Annotated in this window: 15 protein-coding genes; 6 read left to right on the top strand and 9 right to left on the bottom strand. The window is 57.0% G+C overall.

Annotated features, from left to right (window positions below):
* Window positions 1-67 precede the first annotated feature (67 nt).
* From ACR0DH_RS13560 to ACR0DH_RS13540, 5 genes are all read right to left on the bottom strand, one after another.
* A complete protein-coding gene (locus ACR0DH_RS13560) occupies window positions 68-1255 on the bottom strand; it encodes a cytochrome P450 (RefSeq protein ID WP_480549839.1) in 1188 nt (395 codons plus the stop codon).
* Window positions 1255-2607 (bottom strand): TRAP transporter large permease, encoded by a 1353-nt coding sequence (locus tag ACR0DH_RS13555; protein ID WP_480549837.1) that lies wholly within the window; start codon window positions 2605-2607, stop codon window positions 1255-1257. The genes ACR0DH_RS13560 and ACR0DH_RS13555 overlap by 1 nt, the downstream gene beginning before the upstream one ends.
* Window positions 2604-3110, bottom strand: a complete 507-nt coding sequence (locus tag ACR0DH_RS13550; RefSeq protein ID WP_480549835.1) for a TRAP transporter small permease — start codon at window positions 3108-3110, stop codon at window positions 2604-2606. Before ACR0DH_RS13550 ends, ACR0DH_RS13555 begins: the two co-directional genes overlap by 4 nt.
* 57 nt (window positions 3111-3167) lie before the next feature.
* Window positions 3168-4187 carry a TRAP transporter substrate-binding protein gene (locus ACR0DH_RS13545; protein WP_480549833.1) on the bottom strand — a complete coding sequence of 340 codons (1020 nt, stop codon included), beginning with the start codon at window positions 4185-4187 and terminating at the stop codon, window positions 3168-3170.
* Window positions 4188-4255: 68 nt separating this feature from the next.
* Window positions 4256-6289: an FAD-dependent oxidoreductase gene (locus ACR0DH_RS13540; RefSeq protein ID WP_480549831.1), complete on the bottom strand. Its 2034-nt coding sequence runs from the start codon at window positions 6287-6289 to the stop codon at window positions 4256-4258.
* A 103-nt stretch (window positions 6290-6392) separates the two neighbouring features.
* Here ACR0DH_RS13540 and paaG point away from each other — a divergent pair, with 103 nt between their 5' ends.
* From paaG to ACR0DH_RS13515, 5 genes are all read left to right on the top strand, one after another.
* The gene (paaG, locus tag ACR0DH_RS13535) at window positions 6393-7178 is read left to right on the top strand and encodes a 2-(1,2-epoxy-1,2-dihydrophenyl)acetyl-CoA isomerase PaaG (RefSeq protein WP_480549829.1); all 786 of its coding nucleotides are present in this window, start codon (window positions 6393-6395) and stop codon (window positions 7176-7178) included.
* 2 nt (window positions 7179-7180) lie between these two features.
* The gene (paaI, locus tag ACR0DH_RS13530; RefSeq protein WP_480549827.1) at window positions 7181-7606 is read left to right on the top strand and encodes a hydroxyphenylacetyl-CoA thioesterase PaaI; all 426 of its coding nucleotides are present in this window, start codon (window positions 7181-7183) and stop codon (window positions 7604-7606) included.
* Window positions 7607-7629: 23 nt separating this feature from the next.
* The gene (gene paaK, locus ACR0DH_RS13525; RefSeq protein WP_480549825.1) at window positions 7630-8940 is read left to right on the top strand and encodes a phenylacetate--CoA ligase PaaK; all 1311 of its coding nucleotides are present in this window, start codon (window positions 7630-7632) and stop codon (window positions 8938-8940) included.
* A gap of 3 nt (window positions 8941-8943) precedes the next feature.
* The gene (locus ACR0DH_RS13520; protein WP_480549823.1) at window positions 8944-9540 is read left to right on the top strand and encodes a TetR/AcrR family transcriptional regulator; all 597 of its coding nucleotides are present in this window, start codon (window positions 8944-8946) and stop codon (window positions 9538-9540) included.
* Window positions 9541-9675: 135 nt separating this feature from the next.
* Window positions 9676-10314: a DsbA family protein gene (locus tag ACR0DH_RS13515; protein WP_480549821.1), complete on the top strand. Its 639-nt coding sequence runs from the start codon at window positions 9676-9678 to the stop codon at window positions 10312-10314.
* 19 nt (window positions 10315-10333) lie between these two features.
* Here the strand turns inward: ACR0DH_RS13515 and ACR0DH_RS13510 are convergent, their stop codons facing one another.
* The 4 genes from ACR0DH_RS13510 to ACR0DH_RS13495 all read right to left on the bottom strand — a co-directional run bounded on the left by ACR0DH_RS13510 (window position 10334) and on the right by ACR0DH_RS13495 (window position 14978).
* Window positions 10334-11287: an NAD(P)-dependent oxidoreductase gene (locus ACR0DH_RS13510; protein ID WP_480549819.1), complete on the bottom strand. Its 954-nt coding sequence runs from the start codon at window positions 11285-11287 to the stop codon at window positions 10334-10336.
* A complete protein-coding gene (locus ACR0DH_RS13505; protein ID WP_480544546.1) occupies window positions 11284-11736 on the bottom strand; it encodes a cupin domain-containing protein in 453 nt (150 codons plus the stop codon). Before ACR0DH_RS13505 ends, ACR0DH_RS13510 begins: the two co-directional genes overlap by 4 nt.
* 117 nt (window positions 11737-11853) lie before the next feature.
* Entirely contained in the window at window positions 11854-13296 is a 1443-nt protein-coding gene (locus tag ACR0DH_RS13500) for an aldehyde dehydrogenase family protein (RefSeq protein ID WP_480544772.1), read from the bottom strand.
* A gap of 62 nt (window positions 13297-13358) precedes the next feature.
* A complete protein-coding gene (locus ACR0DH_RS13495) occupies window positions 13359-14978 on the bottom strand; it encodes a GMC family oxidoreductase (RefSeq protein WP_480549817.1) in 1620 nt (539 codons plus the stop codon).
* Between the two features lie 136 nt (window positions 14979-15114).
* Here ACR0DH_RS13495 and ACR0DH_RS13490 point away from each other — a divergent pair, with 136 nt between their 5' ends.
* Window positions 15115-15999, top strand: coding sequence for a LysR substrate-binding domain-containing protein (locus ACR0DH_RS13490; RefSeq protein WP_480549815.1), 885 nt, complete (start codon window positions 15115-15117; stop codon window positions 15997-15999).
* Window positions 16000-16214: the final 215 nt, after the last annotated feature.

Raw genomic sequence — 16214 nt, 5'->3', positions numbered from 1 at the left:
ACAAGCATATTATTAACCGTATGGTCGGTCAATGTTTAACGGCTGCCTATTTGTTGTTCTGGTCATTTCAAACCTCTGCCGGTAATTGGGCGAAGCCGCGAAAACGGATACGCCCGCCGCGTATTGCGCCGTCTGTGATCTGATAGTTTGGAAAACGGTTCAGAAACCGGCTGACCGCGATCTTGCCTTCCATCCGGGCGAGTGTCAGGCCGACGCAGGTATGTGGACCACCGGCAAACCCATGATGTTTATTGGGCCTGCGGTCCAGCTGCACGTCATCAGGCTGGTCAAACTGCCTAGGGTCCCGGTTGGCGGCCCCTATGCATAGATGAATATCAGTCCCCGCAGGAATGGTGTGACCATGAAACGTGACCTCTTCGGTCGTCAGGCGGTTGCCAAACTGGTTTGGGCTTTCCAGTCGCAGGAATTCATCCACAGCCGAGGTGATGAGGTCGGGGGAGGTCAGCAACTCGGACCGTTTATCCGGGTGTCGGTGCAGCAGCTCCAGCGCGTTGCCGATCAGGTTTGTCGTGGTTTCGTGCCCGGCGTTCAGGATGAAAATGCAGTTCTGATACAGCTCAACCGCGGTCAGACCGCCATCCGCGTCGTCCTGTATCAACCGGGTCAGAACATCCGTGTCCAGGTTGCCGGGATTGCGTCTTCGGTCGTCAACGATTTGGCGCAGAAACTCTTTGAACTCAGTGACAGCGCGGTTGCCCCAGTCTTCCTGCTCAGGCGTCAATTGCGGTTCCAAGGCACCAAGAATGGCCAGAGACCAATCCCGCAAGGGTCCGCGTTCGGATCGGGGAATGCCCAGCAAGTTGCCGATGATTTCAATTGGGATTGCCCCGGCAAAATCCTCGATCAACTCCACACGGCCTTTTGCCTGCATCTGATCCAGTAGAGCATCGACCAGGTGGATCAAACCCGGTTCCATCTGCGCCAAAGCGCGCGGATTCATTGCCCCAACCATCACCTTGCGGACACGGGTATGCAGGGGCGGATCATTGAACACCAGACTGGTGGTGTGGTGTTCGTATAAGGGACTGTCGACCCCGTATTTGGGGCCAAACACCGCTTTTTTGTCCGAGATGAACCGCGTTGTATCCCGATAGACCAGATCCAGATCCTCGTACCGCGACAGGATCATTGAGCCGTCGGGTTGAGGGCAAACCGGCATATCCTCGCGCAATGCGGCATAGGTTGGATAGGGGTTCTCGTGAAACCCGTCTGGAAGCGCGGTCAGGGAAAACATCAGTGACCCATCGCCCCCATATGTTCAGGCAGGACCAGCACAAGCCATGGCACCAGAACGATCAGGGCCAGACGGAAGATATCGGCGATCCAGAAAGGCGTTACGCCTTTGAAAATCGTTCCGGTCGAGACATCCCCAACCACGCCTTTCAGAATGAACACGTTCAGGCCAACTGGCGGTGTGATCAGGCTGATCTCTGTCACGACGACAACCACGATGCCGAACCAGATTGGATCATAGCCCAGCGATGTCACCAGCGGGAAAAAGATAGGCACGGTCAGCAGGAGCATTGATAGCGATTCAAACACGCAGCCCAATATGATGTAGATGCCTAGGATCATCAGGATCACCACAAAAGGTTCTACATCATATGCGGAGACCAAGCCGATCAGCGCTTCAGGCAAACCGGCAAGGTTGATGAAGTTTGAAAATATCTGCGCCCCGATCAGGACCGAGAACAGTGCTGCGGCGGTAAACGTAGTTTCTTTCAAAACCTCGAAGGTGGAACTCAGGCTCAGCCCGCCACGCGACAGGGCAATCAGAAAGGCGCCCATGGCCCCCATACCTGCGGCCTCGGTCGGGCTGAATGTCAGGTTCAGTGGGTGAAAATCAAAGGCACCATAGAGGCCGCCAATGACCAGAAAGAACAGCAGTAACACAGCCCAGACCGAGCGCAGGGCATTCAATCGCTCCCCCCAGCCATGCTTTTCACCGGCCGGTCCCGACTCTGGCTTGCGCCAGACGGTCCAGCGGACTGCAAACAGGTATAAAAGGATGCCCAATACACCTGGGATGATCCCGGCGACGAACAGTTTGCCGATAGATGTTTCGGTCAACAAACCGTAGATCACAAGGATCACAGAGGGCGGGATCAGGATACCCAGCGTGCCGCCTGCCGCGATTGAGGCAGTCGACAGCTCATCTGAATAGCGATAGCGGCGCATTTCCGGCATGGCGACCTTGGACATCGTCGCGGCCGTTGCCAAAGACGACCCGCAGATCGCGGAAAACCCACCACAGGCCGCGACCGTAGCCATTGCGATCCCACCTTTGAAATGGCCAAGAAACGCATTTGATACGGCGTAGAGCTCACGCGCCAGACCGCCTTTGTTCACGAACAGTCCCATCAGGATAAAAAGTGGGATAACTGACAGGCCGTAATCCTGTGCTGTGTCGGTGATCTGACGACCGACCATCGACATGGCCGCTTTCAAACCGCGTTCGGACAGGATGCTGCCACCACGCTCATATGCAAAGCCCAACGTTCCGACCAAGCCCATCGCGAACACGATGGGCAGGCGCAGAAGCACGAGAACAAGAACAAGGCCAAAACCGATCAGCGCAGCAGTCATTGCTGGTTCTCCGTCAGAACTTGGGGCGCGAAGATGTACAGCAACCCGGTTGTGATCATTGCAACGGCAGTGACCGCAGTGGATGCAGCGATAAACCAGCCGATGTAGAAAACGGGGATCGACAGGTACTCGGTCACATCTCCATAGTCCCGTGCCCGTTCGGCAAGGATCCAGACTCGCTGAATCGGCCAGAACAGCATGATGCCCGAGATCAGATAGACAATCGCATCCCTGGCGCGGCTAAGCCGGAATCGTGAAAACAGCCCGTCGGTCAGATCAACGGCAATCTGGCCCTTTCCTGCGGACACCATTGGCAGGACCGAAAAAACGAGGATGGCCATCAGAATGCGCGTTAGTTCGGTTGCCGCCTCAATCGGTGCATTGAAGATTGATCGCAACAAGACGTCGAAGAACGTCATCACCATCAGCACGAATAGCGCCAGACAGGCAAGTATCGTCGGGGCGACGCTGACGCGACGCGCGAAGGTCACAAAGGATTGCATGTATAGTTCCCGCAGGCTGAGGGTGGCTGGCGGTTCGTTCCCGCCAGCCAGGCTTGGTTACTGCGACGCCATTTCGTTGACGATCATGTCATACGCGGCTTGTGCGTCGACACCTGCACCATTGACTTCGTCAATGACCTTGGCGCGGACATCGACAGCAATCGCGTTGAACTTTTCCAGGTCTTCGGCAGATGCGGTGTTGATCGCGTTGCCGTCGGTGCCCTCGGTGGCTTCGCGCCCGATGGCATCAATCTCATCCCAGATTTTACCGATTTCGCGGCTCAGCGGTTCACCAAATACCTGCTCTTCCAGCGCTTGCTGCAGCTCAGCAGGCAGATCAGCAAATGTGTCTTCATTCATGATGAACGCGAAGGATCCACGGTACAGACCGCCAGGAACTTCATAGACGTTCTGCGCGACTTCGGTCAGCTTAAAGCCTTTGCGAGATTCAAACGGCATCACAACGCCATCGGCCGCTTTGGATGCCAGTGTCTCGTACACTTTCGGGGCTGGCACCTGGATGCCGGTTGCGCCAAGTGCTGCACCGACATCGCCGCCAACACCGCCTGGGATGCGAACCTTAAGGCCCGAAACCTCGTCCAGCGAGGTAACTGGGTTGCTGGAATGCAGCTGCGCCGGTCCGTGGGTGTGCAGGGCAATCACTTTTACGCCGCGATGTTCGTCTGCGGCTTTCAGGTGCTTGTCATAGGCGCGCCAATAGGCAACCGATGCGGCCTCGGCTGAGCCCTCATAGCCGGGCAGTTCGATCATTTTGGTGGTGACAAAGCGACCGGGCTGATAGCCGTGGAAGATGATCGACGCATCCGCCGCCCCGTCCATGATCAGGTCCATCTGGGCGGGTGGGGGCGCAATGCCCAGCTTCAGTTCCGCTGTGACCTGGCCGTCTGTCGCTTCTTCAACCATCTCAACGAATTTTGGCCACATCTTGGCGTTGATGCCGTGGGTCGGCGGCGCCCAGCTGGAAATCGTCAGCGTATAATCTGCGGCCAGTGCCACGGTGCCTGAAACGGCCAAAGCGGCCGATGCCAGCAAGGTGCTTAACTTGGTGAGTTTCATGTTCAGTGCCTCCCTTTGAAACATGCATTCAGAATGCGCTAATGGTTACTTTTGTAACTATCAACATGTTATTGGCGTTTTGCTTCGGTCGCTAAGACCCAAGACGCGGGGCTTTCTTCCGCCACAACCCGCATGGTCGCCGCTGACGTGCGGCTTCCGATTTCATTGCGATAGTTCATGGGTCCTCCGCGCCAGCGCGGGAAGCCATAGCCGTGGATTTGAACCATATCGACGGCCTCGGCGTTTTCGGCGATGCCTTCTTCAATGATCCGCTCGCCCTCATTCGCCAACACGGCCAGAAGACGCGAAGAAATATCCTGAGCGCTATAGCTACGCCGGGTAATGCCTTCGGCGGCAGAGTATGCTTCGATCAGTGTCTCTACTTCGGGGTCGCGGATCGGTTTGCGATCCCCGGCATCGTATCGATACCAACCTTTTCCCGAGCGCTGGCCAAGCCGCTCCATCTCGCAGAGTTGATCGGCGATGGTCACATAGCGTTCGTTCGGATCGCGCGTTGCGGCATTGCGTTTTCGATTGGCCCACGCGATCTGTAGACCGGTCAGATCCTGCAGCTCATATGGGCCCATGGGCATTCCGAACCCACGCATCGCCTCATCCACCTGATAGGGCAGGGCGCCATCCGCTAGCAGATAGTCGGCTGCGCGGCGATAGGCTGCCAGCATACGGTTGCCGATGAACCCGTCGCAAATGCCTGACAGCACGGAAATCTTGCGCAGCTTTTTACCCAGCGCGAACCCTGTGGCGACAACCTCTGGTGCCGTTTGAGGTGTATGCACAATTTCGAGCAGTTTCATCACATGAGCCGGGCTGAAGAAATGCAACCCGATGCAACGCGCCGGATTTTCGATACCTGCAAAAATTTCAACCGGGTCGAGATACGAGGTGTTGGTGGCCAGAATGGCTTCGGCGCTCATGTGCTGCGCCAATTCGGCAAAGACCTTTTGTTTGACCCTGATATCCTCGAACACAGCCTCAATTGCCAGTTGCGCGTCGGCCGCCTCAGCATAGCTGTCAACGGCGCGAAACCGGGACAGGGCGTTCCGGAATTGAGCCTCGGTCATCTTTCCGCGTTTGACAGCACCGTTCAACAGACGGTTAACCCGCTCATGAGCGGCCTTTGCAGCCTCGGTATCCCGCTCAATCAACGTAACGGATAATCCACTGCTCAGCGCGGCAGTTGCGATCCCAGCTCCCATCAAACCGCCGCCGACAACCGCAATGCGATGAATTTCGCGTGCCTCGACACCCTTGATCATGGCGGGTTTCGAGACGGCGCGTTCAGCAAAGAATGCGTGGCGTAAGGCGCGACTTTCCGCGCTTTGTCGCAGCGCCATATGAAGCGCGCGTTCTTTCGGTTGCCCCACAGAAAATGGTTCTGTCGCCCAGCCTAGTGCGGTCAGGTTTTCCATTGGTGATTGCTGCCCCTTGGCGCGCTTCTCCAATTTACTGCGCAAGGCCTCGATTAGGTCAGGCGCAAAATCAGCAACAGGGCGCTGGCTGACGGGTACGGGGCGTTCTGGCAAATCAGAGACAAAGCGATCAACTGCATCTTCCAAAGGATCTGCCACCAGATCGATGGCACCGTGCTGTTGCATAACCTCGGCTTTCAGGATCTTGCCCGAACAGGCCAGGTCAATCGCCAGGTCCATCCCCACAAGGCGCGGCAGACGCTGCGTGCCGCCCGCGCCGGGGATCAGCCCGACATTGACCTCGGGCAGTCCGAAGCCCGTGCCGGGTGCCGCAATGCGCCACGCGCAGGCCATCGCAATCTCAAACCCACCGCCCAGAACATTGCCATGCATGCAGGCGATGAACGGAACCTCGCTGTCTTCAATCATCTGAATGACATCGGGCAGATGTGGCTCGACGGGCGGCCTGTCGAACTCGGACATGTCGCCACCTGCGACAAAGGTTCTGCCAGCGCATCGCAGCACTGCAACCCGTGCGCCTTTGACTGCGGCAACGGCATCGACCAGCCCCTGACGAACGCCGACCGAGGTCGCATTCACAGGCGGATTGTCAATGGTGATCCATGCGACATCGCCCCTTAGTTCAACGCTCACAGTTGACGAATGCGGCATGTCTGCGCCCTTCAGATGGTTCGGATTCGAAATTGAATCATATATTGACCAACCGTTCGGTTAATGCAATGCTTTAATTCAACGGGCACCAGACGGGACAGTCATGAGCGATACGATTCTAGTGGGAAATCACGGGCATTGGGTGGAAATCACACTGAATCGGCCCGACAAGCTGAATGCGTTCAATGACGAGATGCATGAGGCGTTACAGAATGCTCTGAAGTCCGCCCGCGACGGCGGCGCGCGCGCGATCCTGCTGACAGGCGCGGGTCGTGGGTTTTGCGCCGGCCAGGACCTTGGAGATCGCGATCCGTCGAAAATGGATGGTCCCCCTGATCTGAGCGTGAGCGTCCGGACATACTACGCCCCGTTGGTGCGTTTGATCCGCTCGCTGAATTTTCCCGTTGTCTGTGCAGTGAACGGGGTCGCCGCCGGGGCCGGGGCCAATCTGGCACTGGCCTGCGATATTGTCCTCGCCAGTGAAAGTGCCAAGTTCATTCAAAGCTTTGCCAAGGTCGGTCTGATCCCTGACACGGGTGGCAGTTGGCATTTGCCACACCTAGTCGGAGAAGCGAGAGCCAAAGGCCTGGCGCTAACCGCTCAACCCTTGTCCGCACGCCAAGCGGAGGAATGGGGTCTGATATGGAAGGCGCTTCCTGATGAGGAGTTGCTGAGCGAAGCGCGTTCCTTGACCAGCCAATTGGCCAATGGCCCAACCGTTGGGTTGGGCAAAACCAAACAATGCATTCAGGCTGCTGCAACAACCACGCTTTCGGATCATCTTGAAATCGAAGCAGATGCCATGAAAATCTGTGGGGAAAGCGCGGATTATGCCGAAGGAGTATCCAGTTTCCTCGAAAAGCGTGCTCCGCGGTTTTTGGGCAAATGACAATGACCCCTCAAGAACGCGCAGCCAAATCCGCTGCCGCCATGTGGGCCCATGATGCGGCCAGCAAGTGGTTTGGCATGGAGCTTGTCGAAGTTGACGAAGGCCGCGCCGTTCTGGCGTTGACCGTCGCGCCGCATCATTGCAACGGGCATGGGATTTGCCATGGTGGCGTGACCCACGCTTTGGCAGACAGCGCGTTTGCATTTGCGTGCAACAGCCGCAATGCGACGACGGTCGGACAGCACACCATGATGAGCTATCTGGCGCCAGGGCAATTGGGTGACCGGTTGACCGCAACGGCCACCGAAACCACGATTGCGGGTCGTAGCGGTGTGTATGACGTGCGCGTCACCAACCAGGATGACACCATAATCGCCGAGTTCCGGGGTATGTCCCGTGCAATTGGCGGGCAGAATTTTGAAGAATAGAACGACGTCGGAGGAGCAACACTATGGATGACCTCTCACCGAGCAAAGCGGATTTGGATCCGATAGAAATTGCCTCGATTGATGAAATCCGTGCAACACAACTTGAACGCCTGAAATGGTCCGTTCGACATGCCTATGACAACGTCGCGATGTACAAGCAGCGTTTTGACGAGGCGGGCGTGCATCCCGATGATCTGCGGCACCTCTCGGACCTGTCGAAATTCCCGTTCACCTATAAGAACGATCTGCGCGACAACTACCCGTTTGGTCTTTTTGCGGTGCCACGTTCAGACGTGATCCGGCTGCATGCGTCATCCGGCACGACCGGAAAACCAACTGTCGTGGGCTATACCCAACGGGATATCGACAATTGGGCGGATCTGGTTGCGCGTTCGCTGCGCGCCGCAGGTTTGCGAAAAGGCGATATGATCCATAACGCCTATGGCTATGGCCTGTTTACCGGTGGTCTGGGGGCCCATTATGGGATCGAACGGCTGGGCGCGACCGTTGTGCCGATGAGCGGCGGGCAAACCGAAAAACAGGTCGGCTTGATCACCGATTTCCAACCCGACGCGATCATGGTGACCCCGTCATACATGCTCAATATCCTTGAACAGTTTCACAAAGCGGGGCTCGACCCCCGGCAAAGCTCTCTCAAGGTTGGTATCTTCGGCGCGGAACCCTGGACCGATGCCATGCGCGCTGAGGTCGAAGCCGCATTCGATATGCATGCAGTGGACATCTATGGCCTGTCCGAAATCATGGGGCCTGGCGTGGCCAGCGAATGTGTTGAAACAAAGGATGGCCCGGTGATCTGGGAAGATCACTTCCTGCCCGAGATCATCGACCCTGCGACTGGAGAGGTGCTGCCAGATGGCGAAACGGGCGAACTGGTCTTTACCACATTGACCAAAGAAGGGCTGCCGATGATCCGCTATCGCACGCGCGATCTGACCTGTCTTTTGCCCGGAACAGCACGTTCAATGCGGCGGATGGCCAAGATCACCGGGCGCAGTGATGACATGATGATCCTGCGGGGTGTCAACGTGTTCCCCAGCCAGATCGAAGAGCAAGTCATGGCGACAGGCGGTCTGGCCCCTCACTATCAGATCGAGCTGTACAAATCCGGTCGCATGGATGCGATGCGGGTGTTTGTCGAGGCAACTGAGGGGTCGACAGATGAAATGTCCAAAACGGCAGCGGCCCGTATGCTGACAAAGCGCATCAAGGACATGGTTGGTGTCTCAACAGAAATTGTTGTAGGTGATCCCGGCGAGGTCGAACGCTCTCAGGGCAAGGCAAAGCGCATCATCGACAACCGCGACAAGGAATAGGCCATGGCCCGAACAATCGCCAAAGACCATGACCAGAAGCGGGAACAGATCCTGAAACGCGCTGCAAAGATTTTTGCGGATCAGGGATTTGACCGCGCCTCCATGACTTTGCTGGCAAAAGAATGCGGGATATCAAAGGCGAATATATACCACTACTATGATAGCAAGGATGCCATTCTCTATGACATCCTTGAAACTTATCTTCGCGAGCTGCGTGATCGCATCTGCAGTGTCGAGCTAGGCGGGCTTACCCCCGAGGAAAAACTCCGCAAGGCGGTGCGCGAAATCCTGTATGCCTATCAAGGGGCCGATGACGAACATCGCGTGCAGATCAGCGGCATGGGGTCCTTGACCCAAGACCAGCAGAAAACACTGCGTGCCTACCAGCTGGATATGGTGAGCTTTATCCGCGAGCTCCTGACGGAGCTGTCCCCAGAGACCTTGCGTGATGACAAAGAAAAACTGCGCGGCGCCACCATGTCGGTCTTCGGGATGCTCAACTGGTACTACATGTGGAACACCGGGGCCGGAACCAAGGCGCGTACCGAATATGCTGACCTCGTCTGCACCCTGACAGTCCACGGTATTCGAAAGCTTTAGGCGCAAGTCTAATGGGGGCCAATATTCGGGTTTCGTCTAACTATAGCAGCCTCATCTTTAGATCTGCGCGTCCGCGTAGAAACGCCACGCGCAATCGCGCTATACATTTCCGTGGGCTTTCCACATAAAAGCGATATGTCAGTAATCGAATATGTCTATTCCGCACATTCCGCCTTTGCCTATCTGGGCTCTGCCGAACTTGCCCGAATATGCGCCAAGTACGATGTCACTCTAATCCACAAGCCGGTCCTGTTGTCACCAGTAGTTGAGGCGCAGGGAAGTTTGCCTTTCCATGCGCGCACGCAGGCTCATGTGGATTACTTCTTCGGGCGTGAAATCGAACGCTGGGCCGAGTATCGCGATGTCCCGGTTATCCGGTTCAGGCCGACATATCACGATGCGGACTACAGCTTGGCATCTGGTATAATCATCGCGCTGGGTGAGACAGGGCCGGAGACTGACGCCATGGCTCATAGACTGCTCGAGGCCCATTGGCGCGACGACGCAGACCTTTCCGATGCCGGGACGCTTGCGGCCGTGGCGGCAGAGTTGGGTCACAATCCAACCACGCTGCTGGATCAGGCCGGATCGGAGCAGGTCCAACAAAAACTGCGCGATAACTCGGCCTGGGCGCGAGCTTGCTACGTCTTTGGGTCACCAACCTATATCGTGGAAGGCGACCCGTTTTATGGGCAGGACCACCTGAGCCTTGTGGAACGCGCTCTTGAGCGACCGTTTCAGCCATCGACATGGACCAATCCATCGGTTGATTGAACCAAGCTCCTGCTCGTTTTTAACGTCCCAGTCCGGTTGGCGTGACCTCGTAGCCGGGTTCCTCAGGCTCATCATCTGTCATCTCGGCTGGGAAGCCAGGGGCGCGGATGTCCAGGCTAGTTGCGTCTTCCAAACGGCGGATAATGTTTGGCGAAAGCTCTCGGTCGCCGTAGCGCGCGATGCCATCGTCGAAGATTTTGCAGATCAGCGGCGAGATTTCCAGTGGCACATTGTTGCGCTCGGCAATCTCCTGAAACAGCCCGATATCCTTTTTCACAAGGTCCATAGTGAATGAGATATCACGCGACCCGTTCAGGATGACCTGGCTCTCGGTTACGTGACTAAAGGAGTTGCCAGACGATATCGCGATGGCCTCATAGGCGGTGTTGAGGTTCATCCCGGCGGCTTTGGCCACGACCAGCGCCTCGGCATTGGCCACCAGATGAACGGTGGCCAGATAGTTGGTCAGCACCTTAAGCATCGAGGCCGAACCCAACTCTCCCGTGTGCAGCACGCGGCGACCAAGGGTTGTCAGCAAGGGCAGAACCCTTTCGAACGTGACGCGATCACAGCCCGCAAAGATCGAGATATTGCCTGTATCTGCGCGATGGCAGCCACCCGAAACCGGGCAGTCCACCGCAGCCCCTCCGGCTGCGATGACAAGATTTCCCAGACGAACAGCCTCGGCCTGATCGGTGGTGGACATCTCCATCCAGATCTTTCCTTCGCGTACCTCGGGCAGCATCTGTTGCAGCACGGTTTCGCAGGCCGCAGGCGATGGCAGGCACGTGATGACCACGTCACACTCCCGCATCATCTGAGCCGGGTTGGCCCCGGCTGTCGCGCCCTGCGCAACTTTTTCAGCTACGAATTCGGCGTTCAGGTCGTGGACCATCACATCGCGCCCATTGCGGATCAGGCTGCCGCTCAGCTTGCCACCGACATTGCCAAGGCCGATAAATCCGATTTTCATTGTTTTGCGTCCTGTTGTTCTGAGAAGTTGTAGACCACATCGCCAAAACGATGCTGGGCGAAGCCATAGACAAACTCAAGGCTTTCATCGCTGGCGGTCACGCCATGTTCGGCCCCAGCGGGAACGAATACCGCCATGCCCGGGTATACAGCGGTTGCTTTGCCTTCGATGGTAACTTCGCCGTGGCCCGAAATGAAATAGTAGAACTCGGCCGGATCGTGACGATGAAGCGGCAAGCGACCGAACGCCGGAAGATGGGCTGTGCCCAGCACGATATCGTCCGAGTTCATTCGATCTTTGCAGATCAGTGTTCTCCAGGTGACATCTCCGAATTTGGGGTCGAAACCGCCCTCAATCGGGGCATCATCACGAAACGCAAACCAAGGGTTTTGCGGCGTGTCACTTGCGGGGCTTGGCTCTAGAGCCAGGTTGAGGTCCATGTCGGACATATTGCTTCCTCCCAAGCAAAAAAGTTTCTTTGACCGAAGTTGCCCGCAAGCTGTGTTCGGCGATTTAAGCCAGCCCCCTAAGCGGAAAGTGCCGGGGGCTGGCCTGTTGCGTATGGGTTAGACAGGCAGGCCAAGCCCACCCCGGACCTTCAGTTCCAGATAGTCTTCAAGCCCGAAGGTCCCGCCTTCACGTCCGTTTCCGGATTGTTTGTACCCACCGAATGGCGAGCCATAGTTTGTGCTTTGTCCGTTTATGGTGACAGTACCTGCCTGCAATGCGGCACAGACACGTTCGGCACGTTCGGCGTCGCCCGTCTGAACGTAAGCCGCCAGGCCATAGACAGTGTCATTGGCAATCTGAATGGCCTCGTCCTCGGTCTCGAACGGGATCAGGACGAGAACCGGGCCAAAAATCTCTTCTCGCGCGATGGCCATCTGGTTTGTCACATCTGCGAAAATCGTGGGCTGCGCATACCAACCGCTTTCAAATCCATCCGGTTTGCCGAGGCCACCGGAAATCAGGCGCGCGCCTTCGTCAATGCCGATCTGGATCATCCGCTGCACGCGGTCATATTGGATCTGATCAAAAAGCGGACCGATATGATCGCCGGGCTGGGCCGGGTCCCCCACCGTCTGCGCCTGTGCCGCCGCAGCGGCGATGTTAACGACCTCATCATAGCAGATGCGTTCGACAATCATCCGTGTTGGGGCGTTGCAGGATTGGCCAGTGTTATGGAAGCAGCTGATAACAGACGCTTCGACGCGCGCTTTCAGATCGGCGCCATTGTCAGCAAAGACCAGATTGGGGGATTTGCCTCCCAGTTCCAGCGCCACGCGTTTGACTGTATCTGCGGCGTCTTTCGACACCAGGATGCCCGCGCGGGTCGAGCCGGTGAAGGACATCATTGCGATGTCCGGATGCCGCGACATTGCAGAGCCGACTTCGGCCCCATCGCCAAACACAAGATTGAAAACGCCCGCAGGGTAACCGGCCTCATGAACGATCTCGGCAAAGATCGCGGCGGATAGGGGCGTGTGTTCCGAAGGTTTCAACACGCAGGTGGCCCCGACGGCAAGCGCAGGCAGGACCTTAAGGGCGATCTGGCTGATCGGCCAGTTCCAGGGCGTGATCAGACCACAAACGCCAATCGGCTCTCGATACAGTACATCACCACTGGGCAGAGTTTCGCGCGCGTCGTGGTCTTTGAGCACACGGATGAAATCCTTGATGTGCTCGATCCCGCAGCCTGCCTGCTCTTGGCGTGACATATCGATAGGTGCGCCCATCTCGCTTGTGATGGCCCAAGACATGTCCTCAAGACGTGCGGTGTAGACCTCTAGCAAACGCTCCAGCAAGGCAAGCCTTTCGGCCTTGGAGGTTCTCGAGAAGGTTGCAAAGGCACGCGACGCGGCGGCTACAGCGCGGTCTACATCCGCAGCCGATCCCAGCGCAACCGTGCCGATCACAGAGTCATTTGCCGGGTTCCTGATCGGGAAGCCTGTGCTCGACAGGGGTGCGACCCAGGCACCGTCGATATAGTGGGTGTTCAGGTTTTTCATATTGATTTTGCCTTTCGAAAGACCTTGGTCCTGCGTTGGTGCGCCTGTCGGCCGATCGCGTTTCATGCCGGGCGCCTGTGCACGCCCGAGATTTTTGCATCTGCCAGGATCATCTCGGCCCCGCGCGCGGCCAGCATCATGACAGGCGCGTTGGTGTTGCCAGAGGTGATGTTTGGAAACGAAGACGCATCGATCACGCGCAGCCCGGTCATGCCATGGACCCGCAGGCGCGAGTCGAGAACTGAATCTGCGGCCGAGTTCCCCATCCGGCAGGTGCAACTGGCGTGATACACCGAATTGGCGCGTGCTTGGAAATCCTTTAGCAACGCGTCATCGGAACATTCCGTGAGTTCGGCCCGGTCGCGGATTACAGCACGGATCGCAGGCGTGTTCGCGAGCTTCTGGATATTGCGCCCTGCGGCGATTGCCATGACGCAATCTTCATTCGTCGACAGCGAGTGTGGCCGGATTTCGGGCGCTTTATTCGGGTCCGCTGATGTGATCAGAACCGCGCCACGGCTCGTGGGGCGGCAGGGCTGCGCGCAGATCAAAAAGCCGGCCTTCTTGTCCACATCGGGCTTTCCGGCGGCATTCACGCGATAGGACATCGGATTGCAATACATCTGCAAATCGGCGTGCCTGTTGCGCCCGGACCGCACAAAGCCGCTGACCTGATTGATGGGTACGGCCAGGGGGCCTTGCCGCATCAAAGCATATTGCGCCCCGGCAATGATCTTGCCTGGCCAGTTGCCCAAGCGATTGTTCAGTGTCGGCTCAGTGGCCTGAAACTGATAAGAGACTGCCAGATGATCCTGCAAACCCTGACCCACCTGCTCAAGTTGATGCTGCACATCGATACCGTGCTTTTTCAGCAATGCTACAGGGCCGATGCCCGACCGCTGCAGGATCTGCGGCGAGTTCACGGCCCCGGCGCAGACGATTACTTCACACGCGGCGTGCGCCACGATGCTGCAGTCGCCCTGTCGATACGTGACCCCTGTTGCGGTACCGTTTTTGATGGCTATCCGTTCGACCAGAGCGTCAGTGACAATGTGCAGATTGGTTCGGCCTCGGGCCTTATGCAAAAACGCGTCTGCTGCCGACCAGCGCCTGCCGTTTCTGACGGTGCTGCGTAGGCGCGCCATGCCCTCGCGCGCTGACCCGTTCAGATGATCCAGAATGGGCCAGCCCGCCTGTCGCGACGCGGCCAGAAAGTGGTTCGAAAACGGATGCATCTTTTGGCTCAGATCAGAGACGTGAATTGGGCCGTTTCCGGTATCACCCGTCTCGGTATGCTGCGTTTCGAGCGCGGCAAAGGTTTCTGAAACAGCGGCCCAATTCCATCCCTTAGCACCTGCATATTCCCAATCGTCATAGTCATGCGGCAAGCCCTGAACATAGGCCATTGCATTGATCGAGCTTGACCCGCCGATCACACGCCCGCGCGGCCAAAAGGCCCGTCGCTGGTTCAAGCCCGGATCAGATGCGGCTGTGTAGCACCAGTTGACCTTTGGGTCATCATAGGTTTTGCCATAGCCCAATGGCATTTTGATCCAGAAACGACGATCCGATCCGCCCGCTTCGATCAGCAAGACCTTGTGACCTCCGCAAGCTGTTAGTTTATCGGCCAAAACGCAGCCCGCAGACCCGGCGCCAATAATGATGAAATCGTAGCTGTCCATCGTGACAACCTGCCTCCCTTTCGCGGCGCGCAACTGGCATCCACGATCCTTGGGGGCATCTTTCTGGCAGAAGTATTGTTAAATCAAACAATGGATTTTAGGATATAGGCTAAAATTTACTTAACGGTTATGTGACATGGACCTGCCTCATCCAACTTGGCTGCGAACCTTCGAGGCTGCCGCTCGGCTTGCCAGTTTTTCTGCTGCGGCTGACGAGCTGGGCCTGACCCCTGCCGCTGTCAGCCAGCAGATGCGTTTGTTGGAAGATCACCTGAAGACCACTCTGTTCGAACGCTTGCCGCGTGGTGTTGCACTCACCGATATGGGCGAAGCCTATGCGCAACCGGTGCGTCAAAGCCTTGCCGACATGCGCACCGCTACAGCCGGGTTGTTTGGTGCTGCCAGGAAGCGACAGATCAAGGTCAGGGCCTCGATCTCATATGCCACCCTCGTCATTGCGCCCCGCCTGAACGAATTTCTAGCCGAACATCCAGACATTGATGTTGAGCTTTCAACCTTTGTCTGGGCAGGCCGTTTTCAGCAGGGTTTAGGGGATGTCGACATCCGGTTCGGCCATGGCGATTGGGCAGACGGTCACGTTACGCATCTAGGCCATGAATATGCCATACCCGTCTGCCACAGGGACCATCTTGCGCGGTTTGGAAACGCGCCCACCTTTGATCAGCTTGCAGCCGATCACATCACAACCATCCATGGCTCCGAAACAGATTGGCCGCAGCTGATGGAACAGTTGGGCTTAACCTCGCCGGTTCCGCAAAAGGTGACGCGCTTTGATTCGTCGTTGATGGCTTTGCAATTTGTAAGTTCCGGCTACGGGACGGCCATTGTTGTCGAAAGCTTTGCCAGCGCGTTTCTTGATCGCGGCGCCGTCGTAAGGCCGATTCCAGAAAAGCTTGCGATCCGACCGGCTCATTTCATTGTCGAACGTGAGGGGGCGGAAAGACGTGACGAGGTGCGTGCGTTTTCGGATTGGGTGAAGTCAATCCACAACTGGTCCTAAGCCGAACAGTGCGCATCGTTGATGACACTATCTCAGGTCAAGTTGATCTGAGCGATCATCGGTGCGGCTCTGAGTTCGGTTCCTGCTTTTGAGCAGTATTGGTGTATCTGAGCCATTCTTTTCCGCTTCTTTGCTTTCCCAAGTTTAGCGCCCGCACAAAGATATTTGCCTGTCTGATGCGCCAAAATCCGATAATGCCATTCCTTGTTGACAGT

The organism is Ruegeria sp. I1 (genome assembly GCF_056532675.1).
The sequence above is the reverse complement of the archived record's forward strand: the minus strand, read 5'-3'. Positions and strand labels throughout refer to the sequence as shown.